The sequence below is a fragment of the Legionella saoudiensis genome, from assembly GCF_001465875.1.
Taxonomy (GTDB): domain Bacteria; phylum Pseudomonadota; class Gammaproteobacteria; order Legionellales; family Legionellaceae; genus Legionella; species Legionella saoudiensis.
Genome location: NZ_LN901324.1, coordinates 1,615,198 through 1,640,315 on the forward strand (window position 1 = coordinate 1,615,198; position 25,118 = coordinate 1,640,315).

The following is a 25,118-nucleotide window of genomic DNA, read 5'->3' on the forward strand; positions in this document are numbered from 1 at the left end:
CAAGTTATTTCTTGGAAATTAATCATTTTTTTATTAATAAACAAGGTGGCTAATTCTAAAACACCTCATCTATACTCAAAATGTGAGCCATCACAATGTTATCCGCCAAGGATGCAATATAAGGCTTAAGAAAAAGGAGTTTGTTATGAAATTTAATTACTTGATCGTAGCACTTGTTTTAATACCGCTTTCCGCATTTAGCCATCCCAATAATACCCTTCAAATTATGTCATTAACTCAAACACCGGAAAAAAATACTCAAACCATGAGCTATTCTAATGAGTCAGCAGCCCCGAGCCAGCTTAAATTACTTACCCGCAGCATAGAGTATCCTACGCAAATTATTCGCATGGAGAGCGAAATAAAAGATCAGCAAATAAGCTGTAACGAAGTTCATAACCAAATCAATAAAATATTAGTGGATAACATCACGAATGAACATTTTATTTATGCCCTATACATAAGCTGCCACTATGACCCACAAACGTTTCTCGCCAAACAGTTCATTATTAATAGTTATTTTGATCCGGTAAATGATGAAGCTGTAGCCTATTTAGAAAACTACCTCCACGAATATAATGGTTCTAACCTATTAGGCACTCAATTCAAAATCGAACCCGCTAAGGGTCTTATTATTTCATTAAGCTTTGCTGCAGGAATGAAAAAAAATCCAATTAAGCCTCCATTCACTGAATATCGACGTGATCGCAGTAATTTTTATTTCAAGAGCAATTATGAAATGAAAAATAAATTGTTTACTGATGTTTATGAAAACTTTTACTCAAATAGCGCCGATAAAGTACTTCCATTTCTCGACAAATGGTTATTTGCAAATGCAGGTTCTTTATATAAAGGGATCTTAAGGGACTCAAACTATGCCGAATTGCAACCCGAACGCATTTTTCTTATGGAGAATGGTGAAACCATATTTGTCTCTGGATTAAAGCAATATTTTACGAATCATTGTGAAAAATATGATAATCATCGATGCTTACAACCTAATCCCAAGCAATAAATCTATGGCTACTGATCGGTAAAAAATCTCATTGCTCCGCACCTTACAGCCATCCTACCGACTTAAAAACGAAGTCGGTAGGCCATGAAAATGAAACAGCCAAGAAGAACATTGAAAATACATACTGGATGTTCCTTAGCAAAGGTTATATGATACCACTTTTCTTCCACTTTTTTTCTTTATTATGGGAAAAATTAGCACCATTTGTTCTATTAATGAACCGGATTCTATAATTGATGCGAAACTCAAACGGTTTTATGCTGATGTGGCTAAAGGATTAGTGGAATTAAATGTTTTAATTGAAAAATACAATAGTGAAGAAAATTACCGTTACAGGCGTTTATTTCTCTATCAAATTTACCAAACACAAAAAGCATTAAGTAACCGATTCCCACAGCGAATAATTGCCTCCTGTCCTGAATATCAACAAAAAATTCACCATAAGTTATTTAAAGAAATTAAACATGAATTTATGGATTTAGATATAAGCTCTTTACAAGAAGATACTTTAGAGGCACAACTTACTGCAAAACCATCCTATTTTGATCCTACCTCTCTACCAGAACTTATAGCCAACATGCCTCCAGAAAAGGTGGATAGTTTGTTAAAAATCCTTTTTGCTGGGGCGAGTTTCAATCGAGACGAGTTCATCAATTTATATTTACCTCAAGAGGAAGGTTATAACGAATTTCAAATATTTTTACAAACTCACACCATAATGAGTTTGGGCGGTGGTAATTCACATAACTTTAAAGTAACCAATACACGTAATGGCCAAGACTTGGTTCTTAAAATAGATTTTCGGGAAAATTACCCCCGTCACGCAGACATCCATCTAAGAAAACGCTCATTGGAGAATGTATGCACCTCGATATGGGCTGAGCGTGATGGTAGCTTTATTAATCGTGAAAATAAACTGGTGATCCGCACACTCCTGGTTACCGATTATTGCCAGGGCTCTGATTTAGAAAATCATGCCAAATTACCACGCTCTATTACTGACCTAATTTCTTTAGCACTAAATGTCTATCTGCAAATGGCAAACCTCTTAAATAATATTGTGGGTGATGGTTGCGCTTTTACCGATATGAAAAACTCCAATTGGCTTATTGATAATGGCGTTTTAAAATTAGCCGATACTAAATCGTTTTTATTTATCGATGAGTCTGGACTTCTGGATATGTCGATTCCCGAAAATTATTGGTTTTATGGCATTACCGGTACAGTAGATCTAATTCCTCCGGAATTAAATAGTCGTATGCCTCTTCCCAGCTCTGCAGATAAAGCTCATGCATTTATGTTAGGAAAAAACCTTTATCAATTTTTAACTAATGCATCCGATTTGGATGATGTAATCGGAGAAAACACCGACTTTTCTAATCCGGTTTTTCTCACCCCATCAGGTGCCTTATTAAAAGCACTTATAGAAAAACTAACTTTAATAAACAGCGCACAACGTCCTTCAATGAACGAAATCATTAAGGAGTTATCAGAAATAAAAACTAGGCACGAATTTTCATTAGCTTTAGAACACTATCGCATTTATATTTTGCAATTTAAACAATATAAACGCGGTCGCAATGATCTGGAAGTTGATAAAGCCATTAACGAAGCCTTAGGTTATCTTGAACAAACCACGAATGCGGATGAATTTCCTTCTTTAAAACAAAAGCTCGAAATCTTAAATGATTCACTTCATAAAAATATGAAGGTTATTGAGCTTAAAAAAGCATGTAGAGCCATATTAAGGGAAATAAAAACATTCCAGTTTGGAGAAACGGATTTAGAGATGAAACAGTTTATAGAGGATAAGCAGCGCGACATTGACAATAAAGCAACAGAAGAAGAGCTACAACCGATAAAATTAGAATTAATAAATCTTGCAACGCAAATGGCCAAACACCCTATCATTAAAGAGATGCATAGTATTATCGCAAAGTTTCGCAATGAATGCCGTTTTTACACCATAGGGATGAAGGCAAAAGCACTACGAATTGAAATAGCAATCGGTAAAGTTCCTCTTTTACAACGCTTTGATATCACCAATCAAAAATCAGCCCTAGGCAACTTAGTACTTCAAGAATTAGCATCTCATCGTCACCCTTTTAGAGACAATCCAGTAACTAAAGCCGGTGAATTAAATACGCTTCGGGCTGCACGAGCTTATCGGTTATTCACTGAAAAATTTCCACGTCCTCAATCAGAAGAACTCCCCGCCTCATTGGATACAACGATAAGTAGCAGGTGTTAGCTTGTAGCAGTAAATTCCTTGTTTTCTTTAACCCAGTTCCGGTGCAAATGTAGCGCGGCGTTTAGGTTTCTGCTCAGTTTGTTCCTCAAGCAAAGCCTTATCATTAACAACTTTCGTGACGCAAGCATCAGACCAAACGTTAAGCGCAGTTTCCAGCATATCAATTAACCCATAGAACGGTAAAATCACGCCCATCAACACAATAGGTACATTCATACTGGATAACAAGCTAATACTAAGGAAAAAACATCCCATAGGCACACCGGCATTACCAATTGCAGCAACAGTAGCAACAATCACCCAAAGTGCCATGGTTGAATAAGTAATAGGCATCCCATGATTTTGCATCAAGTAAATTACCGTAGCAAAAATAAACGCCGCACAGCCATTCATGTTGATGCTCGTGCATAAGGGTAAAACGAAACGGCTTACTCCTGGTTTTACCTCGAGATTATTTTCTATAGTATTCATGGTCACCGGTAAAGTTCCTACCGAAGATTTAGAAAAGAACGCTACAGATAAAGCAGGTAACATTGCCCGCATGGCAGCAAAAGGCTTAATTTTATTTTTCTTAAGCCACAAAGGCAAAACCACAAAACCTTGGATCAGATTTGCCAAAACAATAATTAGCAAATACTGCCAGATTCCTTTAATGTCCATACCTGAACGCAACTGGACTACAGTTGACGTCATAAATCCAAATAAACCTAAAGGAATAATCGCAATAATCCAGCGAGTCATGACTAAAAACATGCCGTGAGCACCACGGAAAAAGGAAGTCAGTGTTTCACGCGCCCCATCCTCAGGGATTTGGCGAACTGCAATACCAATAATAATACTCAAAAATAAAACGCCCATGACCTGCTGCTCAAGAAATGGAGCTAATAAATTAGTAGGAATAATATTTGCTAAGTACCCTACATACCCCAAACTATTAGCTGATTGAGTAATGTGTTGCGCGTTAATATTTACTTGCACTGAGCTAGGATGAATTAAGATGTATAAAAGGCAACTAATCGTTGCCGCAATAATAGTGGTTGAAAACGTATATTTAACTGTACGTTGCCAAATTTTTTTCATTAATCCATCAGTTGTGTAATTTGCTAAAGTCACAATAATGGATAAAGAAATAATAGGTAAGCTAATGCACTTAAAAATTTTAATAAATAAATCAGAAACCAGTAAGCCAATATCCTTTAAAAAAGGAATGCTCGACATTCCACTAAGAATCCCCAAACCAATCATCAAGGCATAGATAATTGGAGTACTTAACATAAAGTTCTTCTTTTGCTTTTGATGTGCTGCACACATGATTAAATCCTTAAAGTAAACGGGAAAAATAGACAACTAAAATGATTAACAGCAACAACAAGAAGAAGGAGACTGAACGTTTAAGTTTATAGAATGAGAAATCATGCATCTGGAGTGTAAAAGCATATAAACCTTTAATATATGATTAAAATATGTACAACAAGTGCTTATTCTAACACATCTTACCTTCACGTCAAGAGATTTAATTCGAATCATCAATATATTAGACTTTGTTTCAAGCGTATGATCCTCCGATAAGCCTCCTCAATTCGGTGAGAGTCGATTTTTTCGGTTAACACCAAATGTTCAATACGCTCAATAACCTCAGGTGCAGTAATAGTATCCCATTGATTTGAAAAAATTATCATGTCAGAACCTGCGTTAATGGTAAGATGTAAGGCCTCATCTAGAGAATAATGATCCGTAATCGCTTGCATTTGTAAATCATCACTAATAATGACTCCGTCATATCCCATCTCGTTACGTAATAATTCAGTCAATATGCTATAAGATAAGGTTGCAGGTAGCCCTTGTGCATCTAAATTTTTATTAATAACGTGGGCCGTCATAATCATAGCTGACTGCTCTACATCCCTCACTAACTCGTAATAAGGAGCTAATTCAGCATTGGAAAAGGTTTCTGTTACATCCACAAAGCCCTCGTGGGAATCACCTACTGCGCTGCCATGTCCAGGAAAATGCTTATAACAGCTTACAACCCCATAACGGCGAAATATACGTACAAACTGACGAGCCAGGCGAATAACTACTTCAGGATTATCTGAAAAACTACGCTGCATCGCCCCAATAATGCCTCGCTCATCGTGCATATGTAAATCAACCACTGGAGCAAAATTTAAGTTAAACCCTAAAGAACTTAGAGTTTCTGCCATTTGACTCAATTCCGCCTCCAAAGCCTCCTCAGTTAGATGAGCCATGCTTAAAGCAGGCATCGTGGTCATGCAGTCTTCGATATGGGTGAGCTGATCAATAGCCCCACCTTCATAGTCAATCGCGGTAAATAAGGGCATACGATTATTATCTTCATCATAATGTTGCGCGGAATAATGATTCAACTGATGAATTAATTGCTTTATTTGCAAAGGATCTTTTAGATTCTTACCGTAATCCCCGGTGGCTACATCGCGATCAAATAATATAACACCGCCTAAGCCATCCTGTGATAACCATTCCGCGACAGGGCTTCTATCATGAACTTCGCTACCGGCAAATCCCATAATCAGCATCTGACCAATTTTATTTCTTAAAGTAATCAATTTCTTGGCCTCCTCATAAATGATAAGTATCATTCCCTGCTTAAAGGAATGACAAATCCTTAACTTAATGGCAATGCCCCCTTTCCCAATATATGGGAAAGGAATTGGAGATTATTATAATTGTTTTGGCGGAATAGCAGGAATAGTGGAAAAATCACATTGACAATTATTTGTGGCTTCAGGAGGTAATGGCACTGCCGCAAAGTCAGTCGGATAACACACGGAAACATTCCATGCTGAATCGCCAGATTTTATCTCATTAGGCAAAGACCAGTAATTTTTCGCAGAATATACCTTTCCTTTTTCGCTTTCCCAAAAAATGGGGGAATAACGAGCACGATACATCAACTTCTGTCCATTGGTTTCACAAGGAAAGGTAACACGTCCCCAAGCTTGACCCGCAGGTACTGTAATTGAAGTTAAAACTTTTGCGCTTACGGCATCCATTACCTCAACCGTAACATCATATTTTAACCAACAATTATCTTTGGCTAAGGTATAATAGCAGGTAATTGCCCACAACGGACTTGCGAATAAATACGTCAATGACAAAATAATAAGTCGCATGAACATAGTTTAATTCCTTTAAAACCATTGATCTCTTCATTTTAGTATACACGATATACAAATATATACAGTCAATGCAATAAAAACATGCATTCTGAGTGCATAAGGGTTGATTTTATTAACTGACATGTATAAGCTTGCCGCAATGGAGAGATGGCCGAGCGGTCGAAGGCGCACGCCTGGAAAGTGTGTATACGGAAACGTATCGAGGGTTCGAATCCCTCTCTCTCCGCCAACAAGGGTCACTGCCCCTATTCCCAGCTGATATGAACTAATGCATTTAGGGATAAAAAATGAAGAGATATTTTGCACAACTATCTACTGCAATGGGAATTCTGTTTTCCTTTACGACTCATGCAGTAAGCTACGTACCGACGCTCACGTCTCAAGATCAACCTTGGTCTGTGACTGCTAGTGTTGGCAGTGCTAATTACCAAGTTGCTGCGAATGACAATAATTCTGCCTTAGGCAGATTAGCTCTTGGCAATGAATTGCTACTTGCCGGCGATATTGCCTTAGGCCTCGAGTTGGGTCTGCAAACAGGTAATAAAATTTGCCTTAATATTCCCAAAAAGTCACTAAGCCGTCTTCGCTGGACCCCAGTACATACAACTTTGTCTCCAGTTTTAGACTTATTAATTACTACAAAAACTGACCCTTTATTTAATAGTTCCTTTTTTGCGCAGTTAAAAGGTGGTATTGCTTACCGGCATTGGAAAATTAACCGCATTCCGGTTAATGAAATTTCTCAATTAGCCGGCGAGGTACAGGCTGGATTTGGTTATCCAATTACGGCTTTAGCCAGTTTAAGTTTGTTGTATCAGGGAATTTATGGCAATACACCGAATACTCAATTAGATCCTTATTCTCAAAGAACAAATTTAGCCAATATTCCTACTTTACATGCAGTTTTAGTTGGGCTTTCTGTTAATTTATAACTGACTGATGAAGAACCGTTAAATATTGCCCTACAAATGGCTCGTTCCCTCCGTGTGTTCTCACCATAAAAGGCTATAATTTTATATATGGTCTATTTTTGTACAGATGGGGTGTAATTATGAAAGAAAATCATTTTGCCTATAAAGTAACACGCGGCTCCTGTGGCTTTCTTTATCCTCATTTTGAGCTACAAAAAGAAAAGATGGTGGATTTACTTTCTGAAATTGAAAAACAACACTATGATGGATTATTTTGGGTATTTAAACAATTTAATAATAACCCTCAAGAACAATTATGCATTGTCGATTGTACGAATAACAGAATCTATTACCATTTCTCTGGTGAAGTTGAAAGCTTACAAGAAACTATTAAACGGCTAAAGCATTAGTATTAATCTTTAACTATCCTCAAGCACTCGCATAAAAAATACATTTTTAGAATATTTTTTGCAAAATTAGAGTTAATCAATGCTCTTTTGAATAAAATTCACTCATTTCAAACCTAGACAAATAACCACTTTTTAGTCACCATGCGACCACAGATATTTATATAGGTGAATCCACATGCTTTGGAAAAAAAATATAGCCCTCTTTAGCTTCATCGCATTAGCATTCTTATCTACTGCTTATGCGAACACTAAGCCCCAGGCCGTAGAAAGCGAAACTGCAATCCAAAATGCCGTGTTAATGGAAATTAATGCCTACCGCAAACAACACGGTCTATCTCCATTAAAAATGGAGAACAACATGGTACGTGAAGCAAGATTGCATTCTCAAGATATGGCTACTCATAGAATGCCATTTGGTCATCAAGGATTTGGCAAACGTATAACTCGTCTACATAAACAAATTAAAAACACCGGGGCTGGCGCAGAAAACGTTGCTTATAATTACAAAAATGCGCACATCGTTGTTCAACAATGGCTAAGAAGTCCAGGCCATAAAAGAAATATTGTCGGTAATTATGATTTAACCGGTATTGGAGTGATCCGCGACAAGCACGGTAAGCTTTATTATACTCAACTATTCCTACGCACTACCAAAGCAAACGTCCATACTCCTACCCATGCAGCCAGAAGGGCACCTTTCGGGGTTTCATTCGGTGGCATTTCATTTAGACGGAGTGCTTAAACCCGATAAACACCCTTACGCAATCTTTGCAATAAAATCCCTAAATTTATTGGCATTCCCACAAAGACTGGCCTATGATTGAAGCATAGACGGTACACATTGTTCAGCCAACATCACGACATTGGGAGCCAGATTGAGAGTATGGTGTGCATGCTTAGAAGTTGTAAGAAGCCTAAAATACTCCGGAGGAGTCCACCTTAGTGAATAAGGACTGTACTCAATCTTACTGTCTATACCAATTTCGAACAAAGGGCGTAGCGATACGCCCTTTCTTTATTTGGAATATTAGGTATTTCTATTTTTAGTAAAACAGATTAAATTACAATAAGATAAATTATTTAGGTAAAGGATTTGCCATGATTATCGCAGCCCTATTGGAAAAAGGTCACGAAACACGAGTAGCGATTACTCCTAATTCTGCAAAGCACTATATCAAATCAGGATTTACAGTACTCATCGAATCAAATGCAGGCCAAACCTCAGGCTTCGCAGATAAAGACTATGAGCAAGTCGGCGCCCAGGTTAGCAAAGATCGAAAATCAATCCTGGAAAAAGCACAGGTCCTTCTTTGCATTAACGAACCCAGTCCTAAAGATTTAACAGGTTTGGCCGCTGGGGCTTTAATTATTGGCCATATTGATAATGAGCCTCAGGCTGAGCTCATCACCTGGTGCTTGCAAAACCAAGTGAGTTTATTATCAATGAATTTAATTCCCCGCATTAGCCGTGCTCAAAGTATGGATAGCCTGTCCTCCCAAGCGAATCTCGCCGGGTATCGGGCCGTATTGGAAGCAACCAGCCAATATCAGCGCGCCATTCCAATGATGATGACCGCTGCCGGAATGATTCAACCCGCTAAGGTACTTATTCTTGGCGCAGGCGTTGCCGGTTTGCAAGCAATTGCTACTGCTAAACGTTTGGGTGCTGTAGTTTATGCTTTTGATGTGCGACGCGCTGCTAAAGAACAGGTAGAAAGTCTTGGGGCAGAGTTTGTAGAAGTCAGCCAAGAACAAGACAGTGAAACCAAAGGTGGTTATGCATCTGAAACTAGTGAGGAATATAAAAAACTGCAAGCAGAGCTTATCGATCAATACGCCAAAATGGCGGATATTGTAATTTCGACTGCCTTAATTCCCGGTAGAAAAGCCCCTATTCTCGTGCATAAAAGCACTGTGGAGGCAATGAAACCAGGTTCAATCATTGTTGATCTGGCTACGGCACGTGGCGGTAACTGTGAGCTTAGTGTTGCTGATGAAACAATAAAACATGGGAATGTTACCATCATTGGCTTAAGTAATATGGCAGGTCTTGTACCAACAACCGCCAGTGAGCTCTATGCAAATAACCTGGTTCATCTAATTAATTTATTAGCCGATAAATCCTCTGAGATTCAATTTAATCCTGAAGATGAAATTATTCAGCAAGCGGTTCTTTGCCATCAAGGCCAATATTTACCGTTCCAGGCAACTAAGGAGACACAAAATGCATGAGAGTTATGTTACCGTACTCACCATTTTCGTTCTGGCATGCTTTGTAGGATATTACGTAGTATGGAAAGTAACCCCTGCGTTACACACCCCATTAATGTCAGTTACTAATGCGATTTCCAGTATTATCATTTTGGGCGCCCTTATCGCCGCAGGAAGCCAACTGATAGGACAAATAACCTGGATAGGTGGTTTTGCCATATTTATCACCGCAATTAATATTTTTGGCGGCTTTGTGGTTACACAGCGCATGCTAAGTATGTATAAAAAATAAGTAGTACGTCACCTAAGATACCTACGTCTGCATCACGTGGGTATAAGGCTGACCTTTTATAAAAATAAAAATAAAGGATGGATTCTTATGACAAACCTGGTTCCCCTATTTTACTTATTGGCGGCTATATGTTTTATCCTAGCGCTTAAAGGCTTAGCCAGCCCAGTCAGTGCACGAAAAGGAAACTTACTGGGAATCACAGGAATGATTTTGGCTGTGGGCTCTACACTGATGATGCCAACAACCCATCATCATCTCATACTTATTTCTTTAATCATTGCCGGGGGTATTGTCGGTACCTTTATTGCCTTAAAAATTAATATGACCGCGATTCCGCAACTGGTCGCTGCATTCCACTCATTAGTTGGTATGGCTGCAGTTCTCGTGGCTTTCTGTGCCTTTTTAGCCCCTGAGTCCTTCCACATTGGCTCTGCGGGCGATATCGCTCGCGCAAGCCTTGTGGAAATGAGCTTAGGCTTAATTATTGGAGCGATTACCTTTTCAGGCTCGGTGATTGCCTTTCTAAAGTTGCAAGGAATTATGTCCGGTGTGCCTGTAAAGTTTCCAGGCCAAAATCTGGTAAATTTGCTTATCGCCCTGGCGATTTTAGCTTCCTTAGTTGTATTTTTTGTTAATCAAACGCTGACCTTTTTTTGCATCATGGCAGCTTTGTCTTTTTTAATCGGCGTTTTGCTCATTATTCCAATTGGCGGTGCGGACATGCCGGTAGTAATTTCCATGTTGAACTCCTATTCAGGATGGGCGGCTGCAGGTATCGGTTTTACATTAGATAATCACCTATTAGTAATCACCGGGGCTTTGGTGGGGGCTAGTGGGGCAATCCTGAGTTACATTATGTGTGTGGGCATGAATCGCTCTATATTTAACGTAATTTTCGGCGGCATTCAATCCTCTGGAAGTTCATCTCAAACCGCTATAGGGGCTGAATCACGTAATGTACGTCAAGCAAATGGCGAAGATGCTGCATTCTTACTTAGTAATGCTAAGGATGTAATTATTGTGCCAGGTTATGGTATGGCAGTAGCTCATGCCCAACACGCGGTAAAAGAACTGGTTGATGCTTTAGAAAAGCGCTCAATCCGTGTGCGCTTTGCCATTCATCCTGTAGCAGGCCGTATGCCAGGTCATATGAACGTTTTGCTTGCAGAAGCAAATATTCCTTATGACCGTGTATTTGAACAAAGTGAAATTAACCGTGATTTTGCAACCTGTGATGTCGCTTTTGTTATTGGGGCTAATGACATAACTAATCCTGCTGCCAAAACCGATCCCAGCTCGCCCATTTATGGAATGCCCGTTTTAGAAGTGGAAAAAGCGAAAACCGTATTATTCGTAAAACGCAGTATGTCACCAGGTTATGCGGGTGTAGAAAATGATTTGTTCTATCATGATAATACCTATATGCTCTTTGGCGATGCAAAAACAATGACTGAATCCATTTCAAAAGCACTGGAAGAACTATAAATACCAACGTCATCCGAGACAAAGGATGACGTTTTCTTACATATTGACATAATTATGTACTTGCTCTCTTAATAAGAGTCAAGTTTGCCAAATAATCAAAAAAACTGTATCTTTGCCAGTTATTTTTTACTTTGGAGTTATTATGCTAAGAAAAATAGCCTTTGGTTTATTATGTATGGCATCCTGTTTAAATACTCATGCTTATTCTTTAGAAAATAATGAAATAAAGCCCCTAGTGACAACTACCATTGACTATGAGTTTCTACCTAAGCAACCGCTAATATTAGCAAATTATATGTTTTGGACTATAACCGCTAATTGCGTTATTACCACTGAAAACCCAAGCGTAACTCTGAATTTTGAAGGCTTAGCCAAAAAAGGTAAAATTAACGAAATTCCCCTGGCCGCAGGAGAATCCATGCAGGTTCCTGTATTTAATGGCCAAACATTAAGATTAAGTGCAGATTCTGGTGCTCGCGTTAGGATTACTAATTTAGGGGAGCTTGCAGTTAAGGCGAGCTGTACTACGGCTTAAAAAAATAGATTTAGATGGATTTAAAGCCCTTCCCCGCTCTCATTCCATTAAGACGTCATTCCGAACGTAATGAGAGGGCAGGGCTCTTCAAACAAGCCTTGAGCCAGATACTAGGAAGCCTTTACCAGGAAGGAGGACTTTCCCCCTATCTTATCCCATTAGCCCGGCAAATATACCGTTCAATATCCTGATTCACCCCATTAATGACATCCTGCTCATCTCGATCTGGCTGAATTAAAGCATACAACTGCATGCGTATAGTCTCCTCATTCCCCTGATTGAAACTACGCGAGACTGCTTCTTTAAGGGTATTGCCCTCTTTGCTAACGAACAAAGCACATAAAGCTTTAATTTTTTCTGTATTAGGTTGCTCAATACTCTTCAAAATAGAGCGATAAAAACGAGCACGGCTTAGCTCTACAGGGCTATGATAACGGGGGCTAAAGCAGCCATTATGAAAAAACTGTACTCCAGGATTTCGATGTTCATTAAGATAGGTTTCTATACCTCGAATTGCTCTTTGTAATACACTAGGTAAATTTCTTTGATTAATTTCAAGAACCGATAAATTAAAGCGCTGCACTTTTTCTAAATATGCGGTGAACATTAACTGCGAATCAGTACCTGGTTGGGATGAGTAGGCCGAATCATCAAATTGATATCTATTTCCGTCAAATTCAATTTCACCATTTTTAGCTAAGCGACCTTGCTCAATGACTAATTGTCGATGCGGTACTACCAAACGAGGGATAACTTGCTGCACCATTATTTTTTCATTAATCAAGTTGGCAACAGGCATATATTCAGGCTTAAAAATATCTCGTGTACGAATGACTTCAAGTGTGTCAGCCATGTTCACCAAATGTCTTAAAAAATCGATTTTAGGATGAATGTGTTGGTATTTGCGTTGAAATTCTTTAGGATCATCTTTATGACGAATAGTATCTGCAATTAATGCCGCTAAATCGGCCCGGATATTCATTTGTATTAAATAATTACGGCAATTATCAGCGCTTTTAGCATCCCACAAATCAATGCCATCCCCTTCTCGACCAGAATCATGCAATAAAACTGCGATACGAACTAAATCCAGTAAATAATCTTGACTTATTCGAAAAATTTGCGCAATTTCATCTAATGCAGCCGTGTATCCCTCAACATATTGGATATAAATCTCATCAATTTGGCCAACTAATTCTGCCGCAGCAAGCACATGTAATAAACCATGTGAGGAACGAATGTGAAATATATATTGTTTATCTTCTGAAATTAATTTCCTTAAAGGCTGCGGTAGCGGAATTTGCAAACGTTTGAAATTAACAACTGACATGGGTCTAGAGTAAAAATAATAATTAATCCCCTCAATTAATTCATTCTCGTTTTGAATTTCGCTAAAGATTGGCATTTTCCCCCCAACAGCCATTAATTATTATGACACGCATAATAATTGTAGTCATAGTTAGGGCCTACGGAAAGGTAAAAAATGAATATAAAGCAGCATATGTAGCCCGTATTAGACGAAGTCGTAATACGGGAATGTTAGAGCACAAATCACGCTAGACCATCCAGCTAGGTAACTAATGCTCCCGCGTCGCTTGGAATTTAATTTTCGGATACCGCTCTTCAGCCATAGTTAAATTAACGCGTGTTGGTGCAAGATACATCAATGCATCACCACCATCTAAGGCCAAATAATCATAAGCCTTAGCGCGAAACTCTGTCATTGCCTTATCATCTTCAGCATAGACCCAACGTGCGCAAGTTATATTAGCCGCTTCATAGATGCAATCCACTTTATATTCGTGCTTTAAACGATGTGCGACTACATCAAATTGCAGCACCCCTACAGCTCCTAAAATTAACTGATTACTGTTTAGAGGTCTAAATACCTGCGTTGCGCCTTCTTCGGACAATTCAATTAATCCCTTCAATAGAGCCTTGCTCTTTAATGGGTCGCGTAAACGCACTAAACGAAAAAGTTCTGGAGCAAAATTAGGAATCCCCGTGAACTTTAATTGTTCTCCTTGAGTGAACGTATCCCCTATGCGAATTGTACCGTGGTTATGTAAGCCAATAATATCACCTGCTAAAGCCATTTCTGTATGGGAGCGGTCGCCAGCCATAAAGGTTAAGGCATTAGAGATCTGGACTTCCTTTCCAATACGTAAGTGCGATAGCTTCATCCCTTTCTTATAAGTTCCGGAGCACACTCGTAAGAAAGCAATTCGGTCGCGGTGCTTCGGATCCATATTTGCTTGAATTTTAAATACAAAACCAGAAAAAGCTTCCTCATCAGCCGAGACCATACGCTCTTGGGTTGCTCGCGGTTGTGGGCCTGGAGCATAACTCACATAATCGTCTAAGAGTTCTTTGATACCAAAATTATTAATGGCCGAACCGAAATAGACGGGTGTCATTTTACCTGCCAAATACTCTTCTAAATCAAACTCGTGCGATGCGCCTTTCACTAATTCAATTTCATCACGCAGCTCTTGAGCACTATCTCCCAGTAATTCATCAAGCTGGGGGTTATTTAAGCCTTTGATTTGTAATGCATCTTGTTTTTGCGCATTTTTACCAGGCTCATAAAGATAAACAATATCTTGATAGCGGTGATAAATGCCTTTAAAACGCTTACCCATCCCCACAGGCCAGGTTACAGGTGCGCATTTAATACCTAGGACTGACTCCACCTCATCCAGTAAATCAATAGGCTCACGTCCCTCTCGGTCTAATTTATTAATGAAGGTCATTATCGGTGTATCCCGCAAACGGCATACTTCCATTAATTTAACGGTTCTATCCTCAACTCCTTTTGCCACGTCAATAACCATCAGTGCCGAATCCACCGCAGTTAAGGTACGATAAGTATCTTCTGAGAAGTCTTCATGTCCTGGAGTATCCAGTAAGTTCATCACATGCTGGTTATGCACAAACTGCATCACGGAGGTAGTAATCGAAATTCCTCGCTCCTTTTCCATTTCCATCCAGTCGGATGTGGCATGTCGGTCTGCTTTACGGCCTTTAACAGTCCCCGCCAACTGAATAGCCCCCCCGAATAACAGTAATTTTTCCGTCACCGTGGTTTTACCCGCGTCAGGGTGAGAAATAATTGCAAAAGTTCGCCGTGTGTTGAACTCCTGATAAAAATCAGACATGAAACTCTCTACATAAAATTTGTATTGAACATAGTGTGAATTTTAAGACATTCCCCGTTAATTACAAGGAAAATCCCCTCTCCTAGAAGCAGAAAGAGGGGTAAAGAAGGATTTGTGAAACTCTTTTTACAAATAACAGCCTATGCCATCATAACCGACAATTTGGCATGATTTGTATGCACTTTGATCGAGACGATAACTAACCGAACCATAAGAAGCAATTATACTCCCATCCTTATGCTGCGCAAGCTGAGGTTTTTGGTAATTGATTGCAGGCTCACATCCTCCCTGAACTTGTATCCAAATGGCATTGCCAGCTTGAATACGTTTTGCGCCAGCAGCAACACCTGTACCACAATATTGAGCGACTAACTGTTGTAGCTTTGGTGAGGTAAAAAGTACGTCATAAGAGGCAATTGCAGCTTTTACTGCATTTTCCGCATCTAAGATTCCATGTCCACAAGGTTTTTTACCCACACATGATTTGTTAGGGTCTGCACTAACGCCAAAGCCATGAGTAGTAGTAAATAAAATCTGCTCTATCTGCTCTGGACTTAAAACTTTATCGCTTGCAGAGAAAATTAATCCGGCAACCCCAGCCACATGGGGCGTTGCCATGCTGGTGCCTTGATAGTAATCAAATCCGGAGCCATTGTAACCACCACCAGGATTAACTGTTGATAAGATCCCCCCCCACAAGCCATAACGCTTATCCCCACCTGGTGCTGACAGAGTAATTCCTGGGCCATAGTTAGAGAAATAGGAGCGTAATCCTTCAGGGCCGGTAGAGGCAACTTTAACTACTCCATTACAAGCGGCAGGAGCATTATAATGTTCCCAACGATTATCATTTCCTGCGGCAGCAATAAGCACGGCTCCTTGGTTACGTGCAAAAAAAACAGCTTCTTGCAGTGCCTGATCACAAAAGTCTATTTCATCCTTAGGCCCCCTATCAACTCCAAAGCTCATATTAAGTACCTTAGCAGGATGAATGTTATTGGGGATTCCAGGAACTTCTCCTCCCACCGACCAATAAATGGCATTAACTACCGAACTCTCATAGAACATTCCTGAAGCAGCAGGAATTTTTAGCGGAAGAATTTTTAAATCTTCACCCATGCCACTCATCACATGGCCATATCCTGCAATAGTTCCCGCCACATGGGTGCCGTGGAATGACTTAGTTTCATCATTTAAGTTATTATTATTTGCGGCAAAATTCCACCCCCAAATCTTGCCCTCACTGTCTTTAACCAGGTTATTAATTAAACTCTCGTTTAAGGTAATCCCGGTATCTAATACGGCAACCACTATGGGCTTTTTAGCTAAACCAGTTGTATAAGCCCATGCCCCATCACGTGAACCGGGCTTTGATTCCAACATCACCCCGGCGGGGCGCTCAAACTCATCCCATTGGCTTTCATGAGTTAATAAATCAACCAAGTTATAAGAAGTTTTTGGATCGGGTACTGGTGTAAAATGACCTATACGATCTTTAACTGCATAAAGTACTGCTGGATTTTTACGAAGGCGCTCAAGGGCCAATTGGGTAGGATCTGTTTTCTCTTCTGCGATGTTAGCTGGAGCTTCTAATATTAATGAGTAGGCTCCATTAGCCATTGGTTTGAGCTCTTTTACAGGTAGCTGGGCAAATTGAGTAATTTGTGATTTTAATGTAGTGGTATTTTTTATTTGTTGCTTGTATTTAATAATAACATGAATGCTGTCTTGATTAGGAAGGGCGAAAGCCCCGTGGGCCATGGATAAAAGCCCCAAACCAATAATCCCTTTAGTATACATACCCAATCTCCTTATAAAATGGATAAAGCGTCACTCAGTATGCAATAAGATAAATAGCAAAACAAGAATAGGGTCTGTACTTGATATGTTTATGGCTCAAAAGAAGAACTATCTGGCTCATTCTTTAATTCGTCATGTGCCGACTTTATATTATGGAATTCAGTTTTAAAACGCTGATTACTGGTTATAGGACTTACTTGCATTCGTTCTAATACTTGATACAAATCTTTAGTTATTGTGGTTATTTCCGTTTCATTTTGACTTTGTGCGACCGCTTGCCGCGTTTCCATAAGAAATTTACTTATGCTTATGTCACTTGAAGCGTGTTTTTCTATATTATGTAGAAAGGTTTCGCATATTTTTTTTGCTTGATCAATTACATTATTACTTACAATTTTATTTAGAATAGACTCCATGCTTACCTGAATTTCATCAAGTTCCGTTTCGTCCTGTGCTGCGTAAATTTGTTGATGAGTCTCTTGAACTAGTTTATTAACTGAATGATTGTTATAAGAAAAATTAAGCACCACCAATTCATCAATATATTCTTGGCAGTGTTCTTTGGCACGGCTTAAATCATCTCGATCTTTAAGCTTTTGCAGATAATCCAACCCTTCTTGTACCGAACTGTATTTCGTCGGGTTGACTCTCTCATTTAAAATGTGGTCCTTTTTTAGAGACATAGGCGTTAACTCATAATTTAGTTACCCTGTTTTAAGTTTAGTCTCAATGTTTTATTTTACAACCCCGGAAGCTCTAGTGTTGAAAAGAGACTCATAAAGCCGTCATTCTTCACTTTGTTCAGAATGACGGGCTTTTATAAATCTACTGTTAGCTATATTAATAACGATAATGTTCAGGCTTGTATGGTCCTTTAACATCAAGGCCCAAATACTCTGCTTGCTCTTGAGTCAGTTGCGTTAATTTTGCACCAATACGTCCCAAATGCAAACGCGCTACCTTCTCATCTAAAACTTTAGGCAAAACATAAACTTGTCTTTCATAGTTCGCAGAATGTTGGAATAACTCAATTTGCGCTAGAACCTGGTTAGTAAATGATGCAGACATAACAAAACTTGGATGTCCGGTTGCGCAACCTAAATTAACTAAACGTCCTTCAGCTAATAGAATAATACGTTTACCGTCAGGGAATATCACATGATCAACCTGAGGCTTAATATTTTCCCATTGGTATTGTTTTAAACTGTGAACATCAATTTCCGAGTCAAAATGGCCAATGTTACATAAAATAGCTTGGTTACGCATGCGCTTCATATGCTCATGAGTCACCACATGGTAATTACCTGTTGCCGTTACAACAATATCTACTTGCTCAGCTACATCATCTAAAGTAACAACTCGATATCCTTCCATTGCCGCCTGTAAGGCACAAATAGGGTCGATTTCAGCAATAAAAACTGTGGCGCCTTGACCACGTAAGGCTTGCGCACAGCCTTTGCCCACATCACCATAGCCTAAAATCAAAGCAATCTTACCGGCAATCATGACATCGGTAGCACGTTTTAAACCATCTAATAATGATTCACGGCAGCCATAAAGATTATCAAATTTAGATTTAGTAACCGCATCGTTCACATTAATCGCGGGCATCTTTAAATCACCTTTTTTCGCCATTTCATAAAGACGAGCCACTCCTGTGGTGGTTTCTTCAGAAACCCCTTTAATTTCTTCTAAGAGCTCTGGATGCTTTTCATGGATAATTTGCGTTAAATCGCCACCATCATCTAAAAGCAAATTGGGAGTCCAATTATTCGGACCTCTTAAGGTTTGTTCTACACACCACCAATACTCTTCCTCAGTTTCACCTTTCCAGGCAAAAACAGGAATTCCCTCTGCGGCAATCGCTGCAGCAGCATGGTCTTGAGTAGAGAAAATATTACATGAAGACCAACGAACCTCTGCCCCCAAAGCGACTAAAGTTTCAATTAGCACTGCAGTTTGAATGGTCATGTGCAAACAACCTGCAATACGAGCACCCTTCAAAGGCTTCGCAGCACCGAATTCCTCACGTAAGGCCATCAAACCAGGCATTTCCGTTTCTGCAATCGCAATTTCTTTACGTCCCCAAGACGCTAAGGACATATCTGCTACTTTATAATCTTGATTCATAGTTACCTTAGTTGCTAATTCCATAATTATCTCCTTACAGTGCTTTCTGTAATTCAGCGACCTTATCTAAACGCTCCCAAGGAAATTGCGCGCGTCCATAATGTCCATACGTTGCCGTTTCTCTATAAATGGGGCGTAGTAAATTATGATGCTCAATAATGCCTTGCGGCGTTAAGTCAAAATGAGCATGAATTAATTCAATGATTTCATTATTGGCTAAACGACCTGTACCGAAAGTTTCCACAAAAATAGAAGTAGGTTCTGCAACCCCAATAGCATAAGAAACTTGGATTTCGCACTTATCAGCCAAGCCTGCAGCCACAATATTTTTGGCGACATAGCGCGCAGCATAAGCGGCAGAGCGATCTACTTTTGACGGATCTTTACCTGAAAAACAACCGCCCCCATGTCTGGCTGTACCACCATAAGTATCAACAATGATTTTACGTCCAGTTAAGCCACAATCACCTAATGGGCCACCAATCACAAAACGACCGGTAGGATTAATAAAATAACGAGTTTTACTGGTTAACCATTCTGCAGGCAGCGTTGTTTTAATAATTTCTTCACGTACCGCCTCCACTAAATCTTGGTGGCTAACTTCTTCGGAATGCTGGGTAGAAAATACTACTGTATCCACTTCAACAGGCATGCCTTGTTCGTAGCGCAAAGTCACCTGGCTTTTAGCATCTGGGCGTAACCATGATAAATCACCTGATTTACGTAATTGAGCTTGTTTTTCCATTAGGCGATGGGCATATGCAATCGGGGCTGGCATAAAAACATCTGTTTCACGGCTGGCATAACCAAACATAATGCCTTGGTCACCTGCTCCCTGAAGCTTAGTCGTAGCATTATCAACGCCCTGAGCAATATCAGGGGACTGTTTGCCAATTGCAGACAATACCGCACAAGACTCCCAGTCAAAACCCATTTGGGAGCTATTATATCCAATATCTTTCACTACATTTCGCGTTACCGCTTCCACATCAACCCAGGCTTTAGTGGTAATTTCTCCACCAACTAAGACCATGCCTGTTTTAACAAAAACCTCACAAGCCACACGCGCCTTAGGGTCTTGCTCAAGAATAGCATCTAAAATCGCATCAGAGATTTGATCAGCTATCTTATCTGGATGTCCTTCAGAAACCGATTCGGAAGTGAAGACAAAGCTTTCATTCATTGTAAATCCTCTTTAAAGGGGTTATCCCATTAATTTAATAAATTCATTAAATATTATTTCGATGTCATGCGGCCCAGGGCTCGCTTCTGGATGCCCTTGAAAACCGAGGGCTGGCTTTTCTTTATGGCGAATACCTTGCAAGGTCCCATCAAACAACGAACGGTGAGTCACTGTCAAACATTCTGGCAAAGTGTCCTCATCCACAGTAAATCCATGATTTTGGCTAGTAATAAATACACGTTGGCTACCTTCAGTTTCAATAACTGGATGATTCGCCCCATGATGACCAAATTTCATTTTTTTAGTTTCACCACCACAAGCTAACGCCAAAATTTGGAAACCCAGGCAAATACCAAATACAGGGATACCCTGCTTTAAAAATTCTTGGGTTGCTTTAATTGCATAGTCACAAGCTTGTGGATCTCCCGGGCCATTCGATAAAAATATGCCATCAGGCTCCATTGCCAATACTTCTTCGGCTGAGGTTTGAGCTGGAACAAGGGTCAAATGGCACCCTTTATCATATAAGATACGTAAGATATTGTGTTTTACACCAAAATCATAAGCGACCACATGAAACTGCTGCGGGCGAGAATCTGGGCCCCACTCTCCTCGGCCCTCATGCCAACGCTCTGTTGTTTTACGAGAAACTTCTAAAGCCAAATCCATGCCTTGCAAACCTGTAAATGATTTTGCCTTAGCCAGAACCCGTTCGGGATTACTTACATCAGTACTAATGCAAGCACCAATTGCGCCATGCTCACGTAGCCTTAAAGTTAAATCACGCGTATCAATTTCAGCAATAGCAACCACATTATGTTTTTTGAGCCATTCGCTAAGCGATTGCTCAGCACGATAATTACTGTGGGTTAAGGAATAATTCCTCATCACTAAACCAGCAGCCCATACTGTATTAGACTCCATGTCCTCAAAAGTACAACCAGTATTGCCTACATGAGCAGAAGTCAAAGTGATAATCTGGCGGGCATAGGAGGGATCGCTAAGCATTTCCTGATAGCCAGTTAGGGAGGTATTAAAAACCAGTTCACCAACACAGTCACCGCTAGCGCCTACTGAAATTCCTTCGTATACCGTTCCATCGGCTAACACTAAAATTGCTGGTTGATTTATCATGGAGCACACTCTATGTTGTGTGTAATTCAATCAACATAGTTTGAATCCAAAATCAAACTATGTTGATAAGCACAAAAATGTGCATAAATTACACATAAAAATAAATGCGCCATTGTAACTTAATTAGCTTAAAATTTCATGTCTTCAAAAAATTTTTTCACACCAGCAAACCATGAACTAGTACGTGGTGAATGATTTGCCTTGGCGGATTCTAAAGATTCATGCAATTTAGATAATAAGTCCTTCTGCTCACGAGAAAGGTTAACTGGAGTTTCAACAACGACTTTACACAATAAATCACCCTGACCGTGCCCGCGTACCGATTTCATTCCTTTACTTCTTAAACGAAATACTTTGCCTGTTTGCGTTTCCTCAGGAATTTTTAAGGTAACTCGGCCTTCAAGAGTAGGAACTTCAATAGAGCCTCCCAATGCCGCAGTGATAAAGCTAATAGGGACTTCACAATGTAAATCATTATCTTGGCGCTCGAAGATCGCATGTTTTTTAATATTGATTTGCACGTAGAGATCACCCGAACCACCACCATATATTCCGGCTTCACCTTCGCCAGTCAAACGTACACGATCTCCATTATCAACACCTGCAGGAATTTTAACCGTTAATTTTTTGCTTTCACGAATACGGCCTTGGCCATGACAGCTTGTACATGGGTCAGTAATGACTTTACCTTCGCCATGACAACTTGGACAAGTCTGTTGAATGGAAAAGAACCCTTGTTGGATTCGAACTTGTCCCATGCCATTACAGGTTTCACATGTTTTAGGTTGAGTTCCTGGCTTAGCTCCGGAACCATGACAGGTATTACACGAACCTTGTCTGGGTACAGTAATCTCAACGTCTTTGCCTGTAGCGGCTTCTTCTAAAGTTAAGGTGACGTTAAATTGTAAGTCAGCACCGCGTTGGCCACGTGATTGGCGCCCTGCACCACGACCACCAGAAAAAATGTTTTCAAAAATATCTTCGAAAACATCGCCAAAGCCCCCAAAACCACCACCGCCGAAGCCACCGCCTCCACGTGATGGATCCACGCCCGCATGACCAAATTGATCATAGGCAGCACGTTTTTGCTGATCAGAGAGAATGCTGTATGCATTTTGAATTTCTTTGAACTTTTCTTCTGCGGAGGAGTCACCGGGATTGCGATCTGGATGATACTTCATCGCCAGCTTACGATATGCTTTTTTAATCTCTGCATCACTCGCTGTTCGACTTACTTCTAAAAGCTCATAATAATCCCGCTGTTCCATAACTACTCACATATATAGATAAATTAGTTTTAATACCGTTTTGTCAAACACAGTTGGGCCGAAGACACCAACAATAATCCTATTCCTTGCATTATAGGCAGGAATAGAGATTATTGCTGGGCCTCTCGGCCCAATCCAGGTTTTACCAAACCCATTGAATAAAATTACTTCTTATCGTCCTTAACTTCTTCAAACTCAGCATCCACAACACCATCATCCGCCTTGGCAGATTCATGAGCTGGTGCTTCCTGTGCACTGCCTTGTTGTGCCTGACCTTCTGCTGATTTTTTCGCATAAACACGCTCTGCCATTTTAGCAGAAGCATCAGTTAAGGTTTTTACTTTCGCTTCAATTTCTGCTTTATCAGTACCTTGAACCGCTTCTTTTAATTCAGCAACTGCGGTTTCAATGCCTTTTTTCTCATCCTCAGAAAGTTCCTCAGCTAAATCTTTCATTGATTTTTCACAGCTGTGGATCAAGCTATCAGCCTGATTACGAAGCTCTGCTAACTCTTTAAACTTCTTATCTTCTTCAGCATGAGATTGGGCATCTTTAACCATGGCTTCAACTTCTTCGTCACTCAAACCACTAGAGGCTTTAATGACAATCGATTGTGCCTTACCTGTTGCTTTATCTTTTGCAGAAACGTTAAGGATACCATTCGCATCAATATCAAAAGTCACTTCAATTTGTGGTACGCCACGTGGCGCTGGAGGAATATCGCCCAAATCAAATCGACCTAAAGATTTGTTTGCAGATGCCTGCTCACGCTCACCTTGTAATACATGCACTGTTACTGCAGTTTGGTTGTCATCAGCAGTAGAGAACACTTGGTTCGCCTTGGTAGGAATTGTTGTATTTTTCTCGATGAGCTTGGTCATAATCCCGCCCATTGTTTCAATACCTAAAGACAATGGAGTTACGTCCAGCAAGAGAATGTCTTTCACTTCACCAGACAATACTGCTGCTTGAATCGCAGCCCCTACAGCCACTGCTTCGTCAGGGTTTACGTCTTTGCGTGGTTCTTTACCAAAGAACTCTTCCACCGTTTTTTGTACTAAAGGCATACGAGTCTGACCACCAACCAAAATTACTTCATTGATTTGCGATACTGTTAAGCCCGCATCTTTCAATGCTGTTTTACATGGTTCAATCGTACGCTCAACCAGCTTCTCAACTAAAGATTCTAACTTCGCACGAGTTAATTTTATATTTAAGTGTTTTGGTCCAGTAGCATCTGCGGTAATGTAAGGCAAATTAACGTCTGTTTGTTGTGCTGAAGACAATTCAATTTTTGCCTTTTCAGCAGCTTCTTTCAAACGTTGTAACGCTAATGGGTCATTGTGTAAGTCAATGCCTGAATCTTTTTTGAATTCTGCAGCTAAATAATCAATTAATGCCAAGTCAAAGTCTTCACCACCGAGGAAGGTATCTCCGTTTGTAGCTAATACTTCGAATTGGTGCTCCCCATCAACTTCAGCAATTTCGATGATGGAAATATCGAAGGTACCACCACCAAGGTCATATACAGCAATGATGGAATCACCACGTCGTTTGTCCATGCCATAAGCAAGAGCAGCCGCCGTAGGCTCATTAATGATACGTTTTACTTCAAGACCTGCAATACGGCCAGCATCTTTAGTAGCTTGACGTTGTGAATCATTAAAGTAAGCAGGTACCGTAATAACCGCCTCTTTGACTTCTTCGCCTAAGTAATCTTCTGCAGTCTTTTTCATTTTGCGTAACACTTCAGCAGAAATTTGTGGTGGCGCTTTATCTTGACCTTGGACTTTAACCCAAGCATCACCATTGTCTGCTTTGATGATTTTGTAAGGAACCATCTTAATGTCTTTTTGGACAACGCCATCTTCAAAACGACGACCAATTAAACGCTTAATCGCGAATAATGTTTTTTCAGGATTTGTTACTGATTGGCGTTTTGCAGATTGACCTACCAAGATTTCACCATCATCAGTGTATGCAACAATTGAAGGAGTGGTACGATGACCTTCGCTGTTATCAATTACTCGAGGCTTATCACCTTCCATTACTGCGACACATGAGTTAGTAGTACCTAAGTCAATTCCAATAATCTTTGCCATTCTTTTTTTACTCCAAATTAATATTGTTCACTATGTGATGAAATTCATATGGGGATATATCCCAATGATTTC

Annotated in this window: 21 protein-coding genes and 1 tRNA gene; 10 read left to right on the plus strand and 12 right to left on the minus strand. The window is 39.9% G+C overall.

The window, feature by feature from the left end; translation table 11 throughout:
* The first annotated feature begins 145 nt into the window (after positions 1–145).
* Both BN3124_RS15940 and BN3124_RS15945 read left to right on the plus strand, forming a co-directional pair.
* The gene (locus tag BN3124_RS15940; protein WP_058535748.1) at positions 146–1,015 is read left to right on the plus strand and encodes an Lpg0189 family type II secretion system effector; all 870 of its coding nucleotides are present in this window, start codon (positions 146–148) and stop codon (positions 1,013–1,015) included.
* Between the two features lie 184 nt (positions 1,016–1,199).
* Positions 1,200–3,266 (plus strand): protein kinase family protein, encoded by a 2,067-nt coding sequence (locus tag BN3124_RS15945; RefSeq protein WP_058535749.1) that lies wholly within the window; start codon positions 1,200–1,202, stop codon positions 3,264–3,266.
* A 27-nt stretch (positions 3,267–3,293) separates the two neighbouring features.
* Here BN3124_RS15945 and BN3124_RS15950 read toward each other — a convergent pair whose 3' ends face one another.
* The 3 genes from BN3124_RS15950 to BN3124_RS15960 all read right to left on the minus strand — a co-directional run bounded on the left by BN3124_RS15950 (position 3,294) and on the right by BN3124_RS15960 (position 6,427).
* Positions 3,294–4,577, minus strand: coding sequence for a dicarboxylate/amino acid:cation symporter (locus BN3124_RS15950; RefSeq protein WP_058535750.1), 1,284 nt, complete (start codon positions 4,575–4,577; stop codon positions 3,294–3,296).
* Between the two features lie 215 nt (positions 4,578–4,792).
* On the minus strand, positions 4,793–5,854 hold the full coding sequence (locus BN3124_RS15955) for a glycoside hydrolase family 3 protein (RefSeq protein ID WP_058535925.1): 1,062 nt from the start codon (positions 5,852–5,854) through the stop codon (positions 4,793–4,795).
* 114 nt (positions 5,855–5,968) lie between these two features.
* The gene (locus BN3124_RS15960; RefSeq protein ID WP_058535751.1) at positions 5,969–6,427 is read right to left on the minus strand and encodes a hypothetical protein; all 459 of its coding nucleotides are present in this window, start codon (positions 6,425–6,427) and stop codon (positions 5,969–5,971) included.
* Between the two features lie 141 nt (positions 6,428–6,568).
* Here BN3124_RS15960 and BN3124_RS15965 point away from each other — a divergent pair.
* From BN3124_RS15965 to BN3124_RS16000, 8 genes are all read left to right on the plus strand, one after another.
* Positions 6,569–6,656 (plus strand) — tRNA-Ser (locus tag BN3124_RS15965).
* Between the two features lie 58 nt (positions 6,657–6,714).
* On the plus strand, positions 6,715–7,359 hold the full coding sequence (locus BN3124_RS15970; RefSeq protein ID WP_149865288.1) for a hypothetical protein: 645 nt from the start codon (positions 6,715–6,717) through the stop codon (positions 7,357–7,359).
* 119 nt (positions 7,360–7,478) lie between these two features.
* Complete coding sequence (locus BN3124_RS15975) at positions 7,479–7,748, plus strand: hypothetical protein (protein ID WP_058535752.1); 270 nt, start codon at positions 7,479–7,481, stop codon at positions 7,746–7,748.
* Between the two features lie 175 nt (positions 7,749–7,923).
* Positions 7,924–8,490, plus strand: a complete 567-nt coding sequence (locus BN3124_RS15980) for a CAP domain-containing protein (protein ID WP_058535753.1) — start codon at positions 7,924–7,926, stop codon at positions 8,488–8,490.
* A gap of 356 nt (positions 8,491–8,846) precedes the next feature.
* Complete coding sequence (locus BN3124_RS15985; protein WP_058535754.1) at positions 8,847–9,980, plus strand: Re/Si-specific NAD(P)(+) transhydrogenase subunit alpha; 1,134 nt, start codon at positions 8,847–8,849, stop codon at positions 9,978–9,980.
* Positions 9,973–10,251, plus strand: coding sequence for a proton-translocating transhydrogenase family protein (locus BN3124_RS15990; protein ID WP_058535755.1), 279 nt, complete (start codon positions 9,973–9,975; stop codon positions 10,249–10,251). The genes BN3124_RS15985 and BN3124_RS15990 overlap by 8 nt, the downstream gene beginning before the upstream one ends.
* An 87-nt stretch (positions 10,252–10,338) precedes the next feature.
* On the plus strand, positions 10,339–11,736 hold the full coding sequence (locus tag BN3124_RS15995; RefSeq protein WP_058535756.1) for an NAD(P)(+) transhydrogenase (Re/Si-specific) subunit beta: 1,398 nt from the start codon (positions 10,339–10,341) through the stop codon (positions 11,734–11,736).
* 142 nt (positions 11,737–11,878) lie between these two features.
* The gene (locus BN3124_RS16000; RefSeq protein WP_058535757.1) at positions 11,879–12,271 is read left to right on the plus strand and encodes a hypothetical protein; all 393 of its coding nucleotides are present in this window, start codon (positions 11,879–11,881) and stop codon (positions 12,269–12,271) included.
* A gap of 145 nt (positions 12,272–12,416) precedes the next feature.
* Here BN3124_RS16000 and BN3124_RS16005 read toward each other — a convergent pair whose 3' ends face one another.
* From BN3124_RS16005 to dnaK, 9 genes are all read right to left on the minus strand, one after another.
* On the minus strand, positions 12,417–13,676 hold the full coding sequence (locus BN3124_RS16005; RefSeq protein WP_058535758.1) for a hypothetical protein: 1,260 nt from the start codon (positions 13,674–13,676) through the stop codon (positions 12,417–12,419).
* A 172-nt stretch (positions 13,677–13,848) separates the two neighbouring features.
* Positions 13,849–15,429 carry a peptide chain release factor 3 gene (locus BN3124_RS16010; RefSeq protein ID WP_058535759.1) on the minus strand — a complete coding sequence of 527 codons (1,581 nt, stop codon included), beginning with the start codon at positions 15,427–15,429 and terminating at the stop codon, positions 13,849–13,851.
* Positions 15,430–15,555: 126 nt separating this feature from the next.
* Positions 15,556–17,229: a S8 family serine peptidase gene (locus BN3124_RS16015; protein WP_058535760.1), complete on the minus strand. Its 1,674-nt coding sequence runs from the start codon at positions 17,227–17,229 to the stop codon at positions 15,556–15,558.
* An 89-nt stretch (positions 17,230–17,318) separates the two neighbouring features.
* On the minus strand, positions 17,319–17,912 hold the full coding sequence (locus tag BN3124_RS16020; RefSeq protein WP_058535761.1) for a hypothetical protein: 594 nt from the start codon (positions 17,910–17,912) through the stop codon (positions 17,319–17,321).
* A gap of 157 nt (positions 17,913–18,069) precedes the next feature.
* Positions 18,070–19,383, minus strand: a complete 1,314-nt coding sequence (gene ahcY, locus BN3124_RS16025; RefSeq protein ID WP_058535762.1) for an adenosylhomocysteinase — start codon at positions 19,381–19,383, stop codon at positions 18,070–18,072.
* A gap of 10 nt (positions 19,384–19,393) precedes the next feature.
* Positions 19,394–20,542, minus strand: coding sequence for a methionine adenosyltransferase (metK, locus tag BN3124_RS16030; protein WP_058535763.1), 1,149 nt, complete (start codon positions 20,540–20,542; stop codon positions 19,394–19,396).
* Between the two features lie 21 nt (positions 20,543–20,563).
* On the minus strand, positions 20,564–21,676 hold the full coding sequence (carA, locus tag BN3124_RS16035; RefSeq protein ID WP_058535764.1) for a glutamine-hydrolyzing carbamoyl-phosphate synthase small subunit: 1,113 nt from the start codon (positions 21,674–21,676) through the stop codon (positions 20,564–20,566).
* Positions 21,677–21,804: 128 nt separating this feature from the next.
* On the minus strand, positions 21,805–22,944 hold the full coding sequence (gene dnaJ / locus BN3124_RS16040) for a molecular chaperone DnaJ (RefSeq protein WP_058535765.1): 1,140 nt from the start codon (positions 22,942–22,944) through the stop codon (positions 21,805–21,807).
* Positions 22,945–23,108: 164 nt separating this feature from the next.
* The gene (gene dnaK, locus BN3124_RS16045) at positions 23,109–25,046 is read right to left on the minus strand and encodes a molecular chaperone DnaK (RefSeq protein ID WP_058535766.1); all 1,938 of its coding nucleotides are present in this window, start codon (positions 25,044–25,046) and stop codon (positions 23,109–23,111) included.
* Between the last annotated feature and the right edge of the window lie 72 nt (positions 25,047–25,118).

Bases quoted from the DNA above. Each gene is read 5' to 3' on its own strand.
- BN3124_RS15940 (WP_058535748.1), top strand. From the start codon at position 146: ATGAAATTTAATTACTTGATCGTAGCACTTGTTTTAATACCGCTTTCC.
- BN3124_RS15945 (WP_058535749.1), top strand. From the start codon at position 1,200: ATGGGAAAAATTAGCACCATTTGTTCTATTAATGAACCGGATTCTATA.
- BN3124_RS15950 (WP_058535750.1), bottom strand. From the start codon at position 4,577: ATGTGTGCAGCACATCAAAAGCAAAAGAAGAACTTTATGTTAAGTACT.
- BN3124_RS15960 (WP_058535751.1), bottom strand. From the start codon at position 6,427: ATGTTCATGCGACTTATTATTTTGTCATTGACGTATTTATTCGCAAGT.
- BN3124_RS15970 (WP_149865288.1), top strand. From the start codon at position 6,715: ATGAAGAGATATTTTGCACAACTATCTACTGCAATGGGAATTCTGTTT.
- BN3124_RS15975 (WP_058535752.1), top strand. From the start codon at position 7,479: ATGAAAGAAAATCATTTTGCCTATAAAGTAACACGCGGCTCCTGTGGC.
- BN3124_RS15980 (WP_058535753.1), top strand. From the start codon at position 7,924: ATGCTTTGGAAAAAAAATATAGCCCTCTTTAGCTTCATCGCATTAGCA.
- BN3124_RS15985 (WP_058535754.1), top strand. From the start codon at position 8,847: ATGATTATCGCAGCCCTATTGGAAAAAGGTCACGAAACACGAGTAGCG.
- BN3124_RS15990 (WP_058535755.1), top strand. From the start codon at position 9,973: ATGCATGAGAGTTATGTTACCGTACTCACCATTTTCGTTCTGGCATGC.
- BN3124_RS15995 (WP_058535756.1), top strand. From the start codon at position 10,339: ATGACAAACCTGGTTCCCCTATTTTACTTATTGGCGGCTATATGTTTT.
- BN3124_RS16000 (WP_058535757.1), top strand. From the start codon at position 11,879: ATGCTAAGAAAAATAGCCTTTGGTTTATTATGTATGGCATCCTGTTTA.
- BN3124_RS16005 (WP_058535758.1), bottom strand. From the start codon at position 13,676: ATGCCAATCTTTAGCGAAATTCAAAACGAGAATGAATTAATTGAGGGG.
- BN3124_RS16010 (WP_058535759.1), bottom strand. From the start codon at position 15,429: ATGTCTGATTTTTATCAGGAGTTCAACACACGGCGAACTTTTGCAATT.
- BN3124_RS16015 (WP_058535760.1), bottom strand. From the start codon at position 17,229: ATGTATACTAAAGGGATTATTGGTTTGGGGCTTTTATCCATGGCCCAC.
- BN3124_RS16020 (WP_058535761.1), bottom strand. From the start codon at position 17,912: ATGTCTCTAAAAAAGGACCACATTTTAAATGAGAGAGTCAACCCGACG.
- ahcY (WP_058535762.1), bottom strand. From the start codon at position 19,383: ATGGAATTAGCAACTAAGGTAACTATGAATCAAGATTATAAAGTAGCA.
- metK (WP_058535763.1), bottom strand. From the start codon at position 20,542: ATGAATGAAAGCTTTGTCTTCACTTCCGAATCGGTTTCTGAAGGACAT.
- carA (WP_058535764.1), bottom strand. From the start codon at position 21,676: ATGATAAATCAACCAGCAATTTTAGTGTTAGCCGATGGAACGGTATAC.
- dnaJ (WP_058535765.1), bottom strand. From the start codon at position 22,944: ATGGAACAGCGGGATTATTATGAGCTTTTAGAAGTAAGTCGAACAGCG.
- dnaK (WP_058535766.1), bottom strand. From the start codon at position 25,046: ATGGCAAAGATTATTGGAATTGACTTAGGTACTACTAACTCATGTGTC.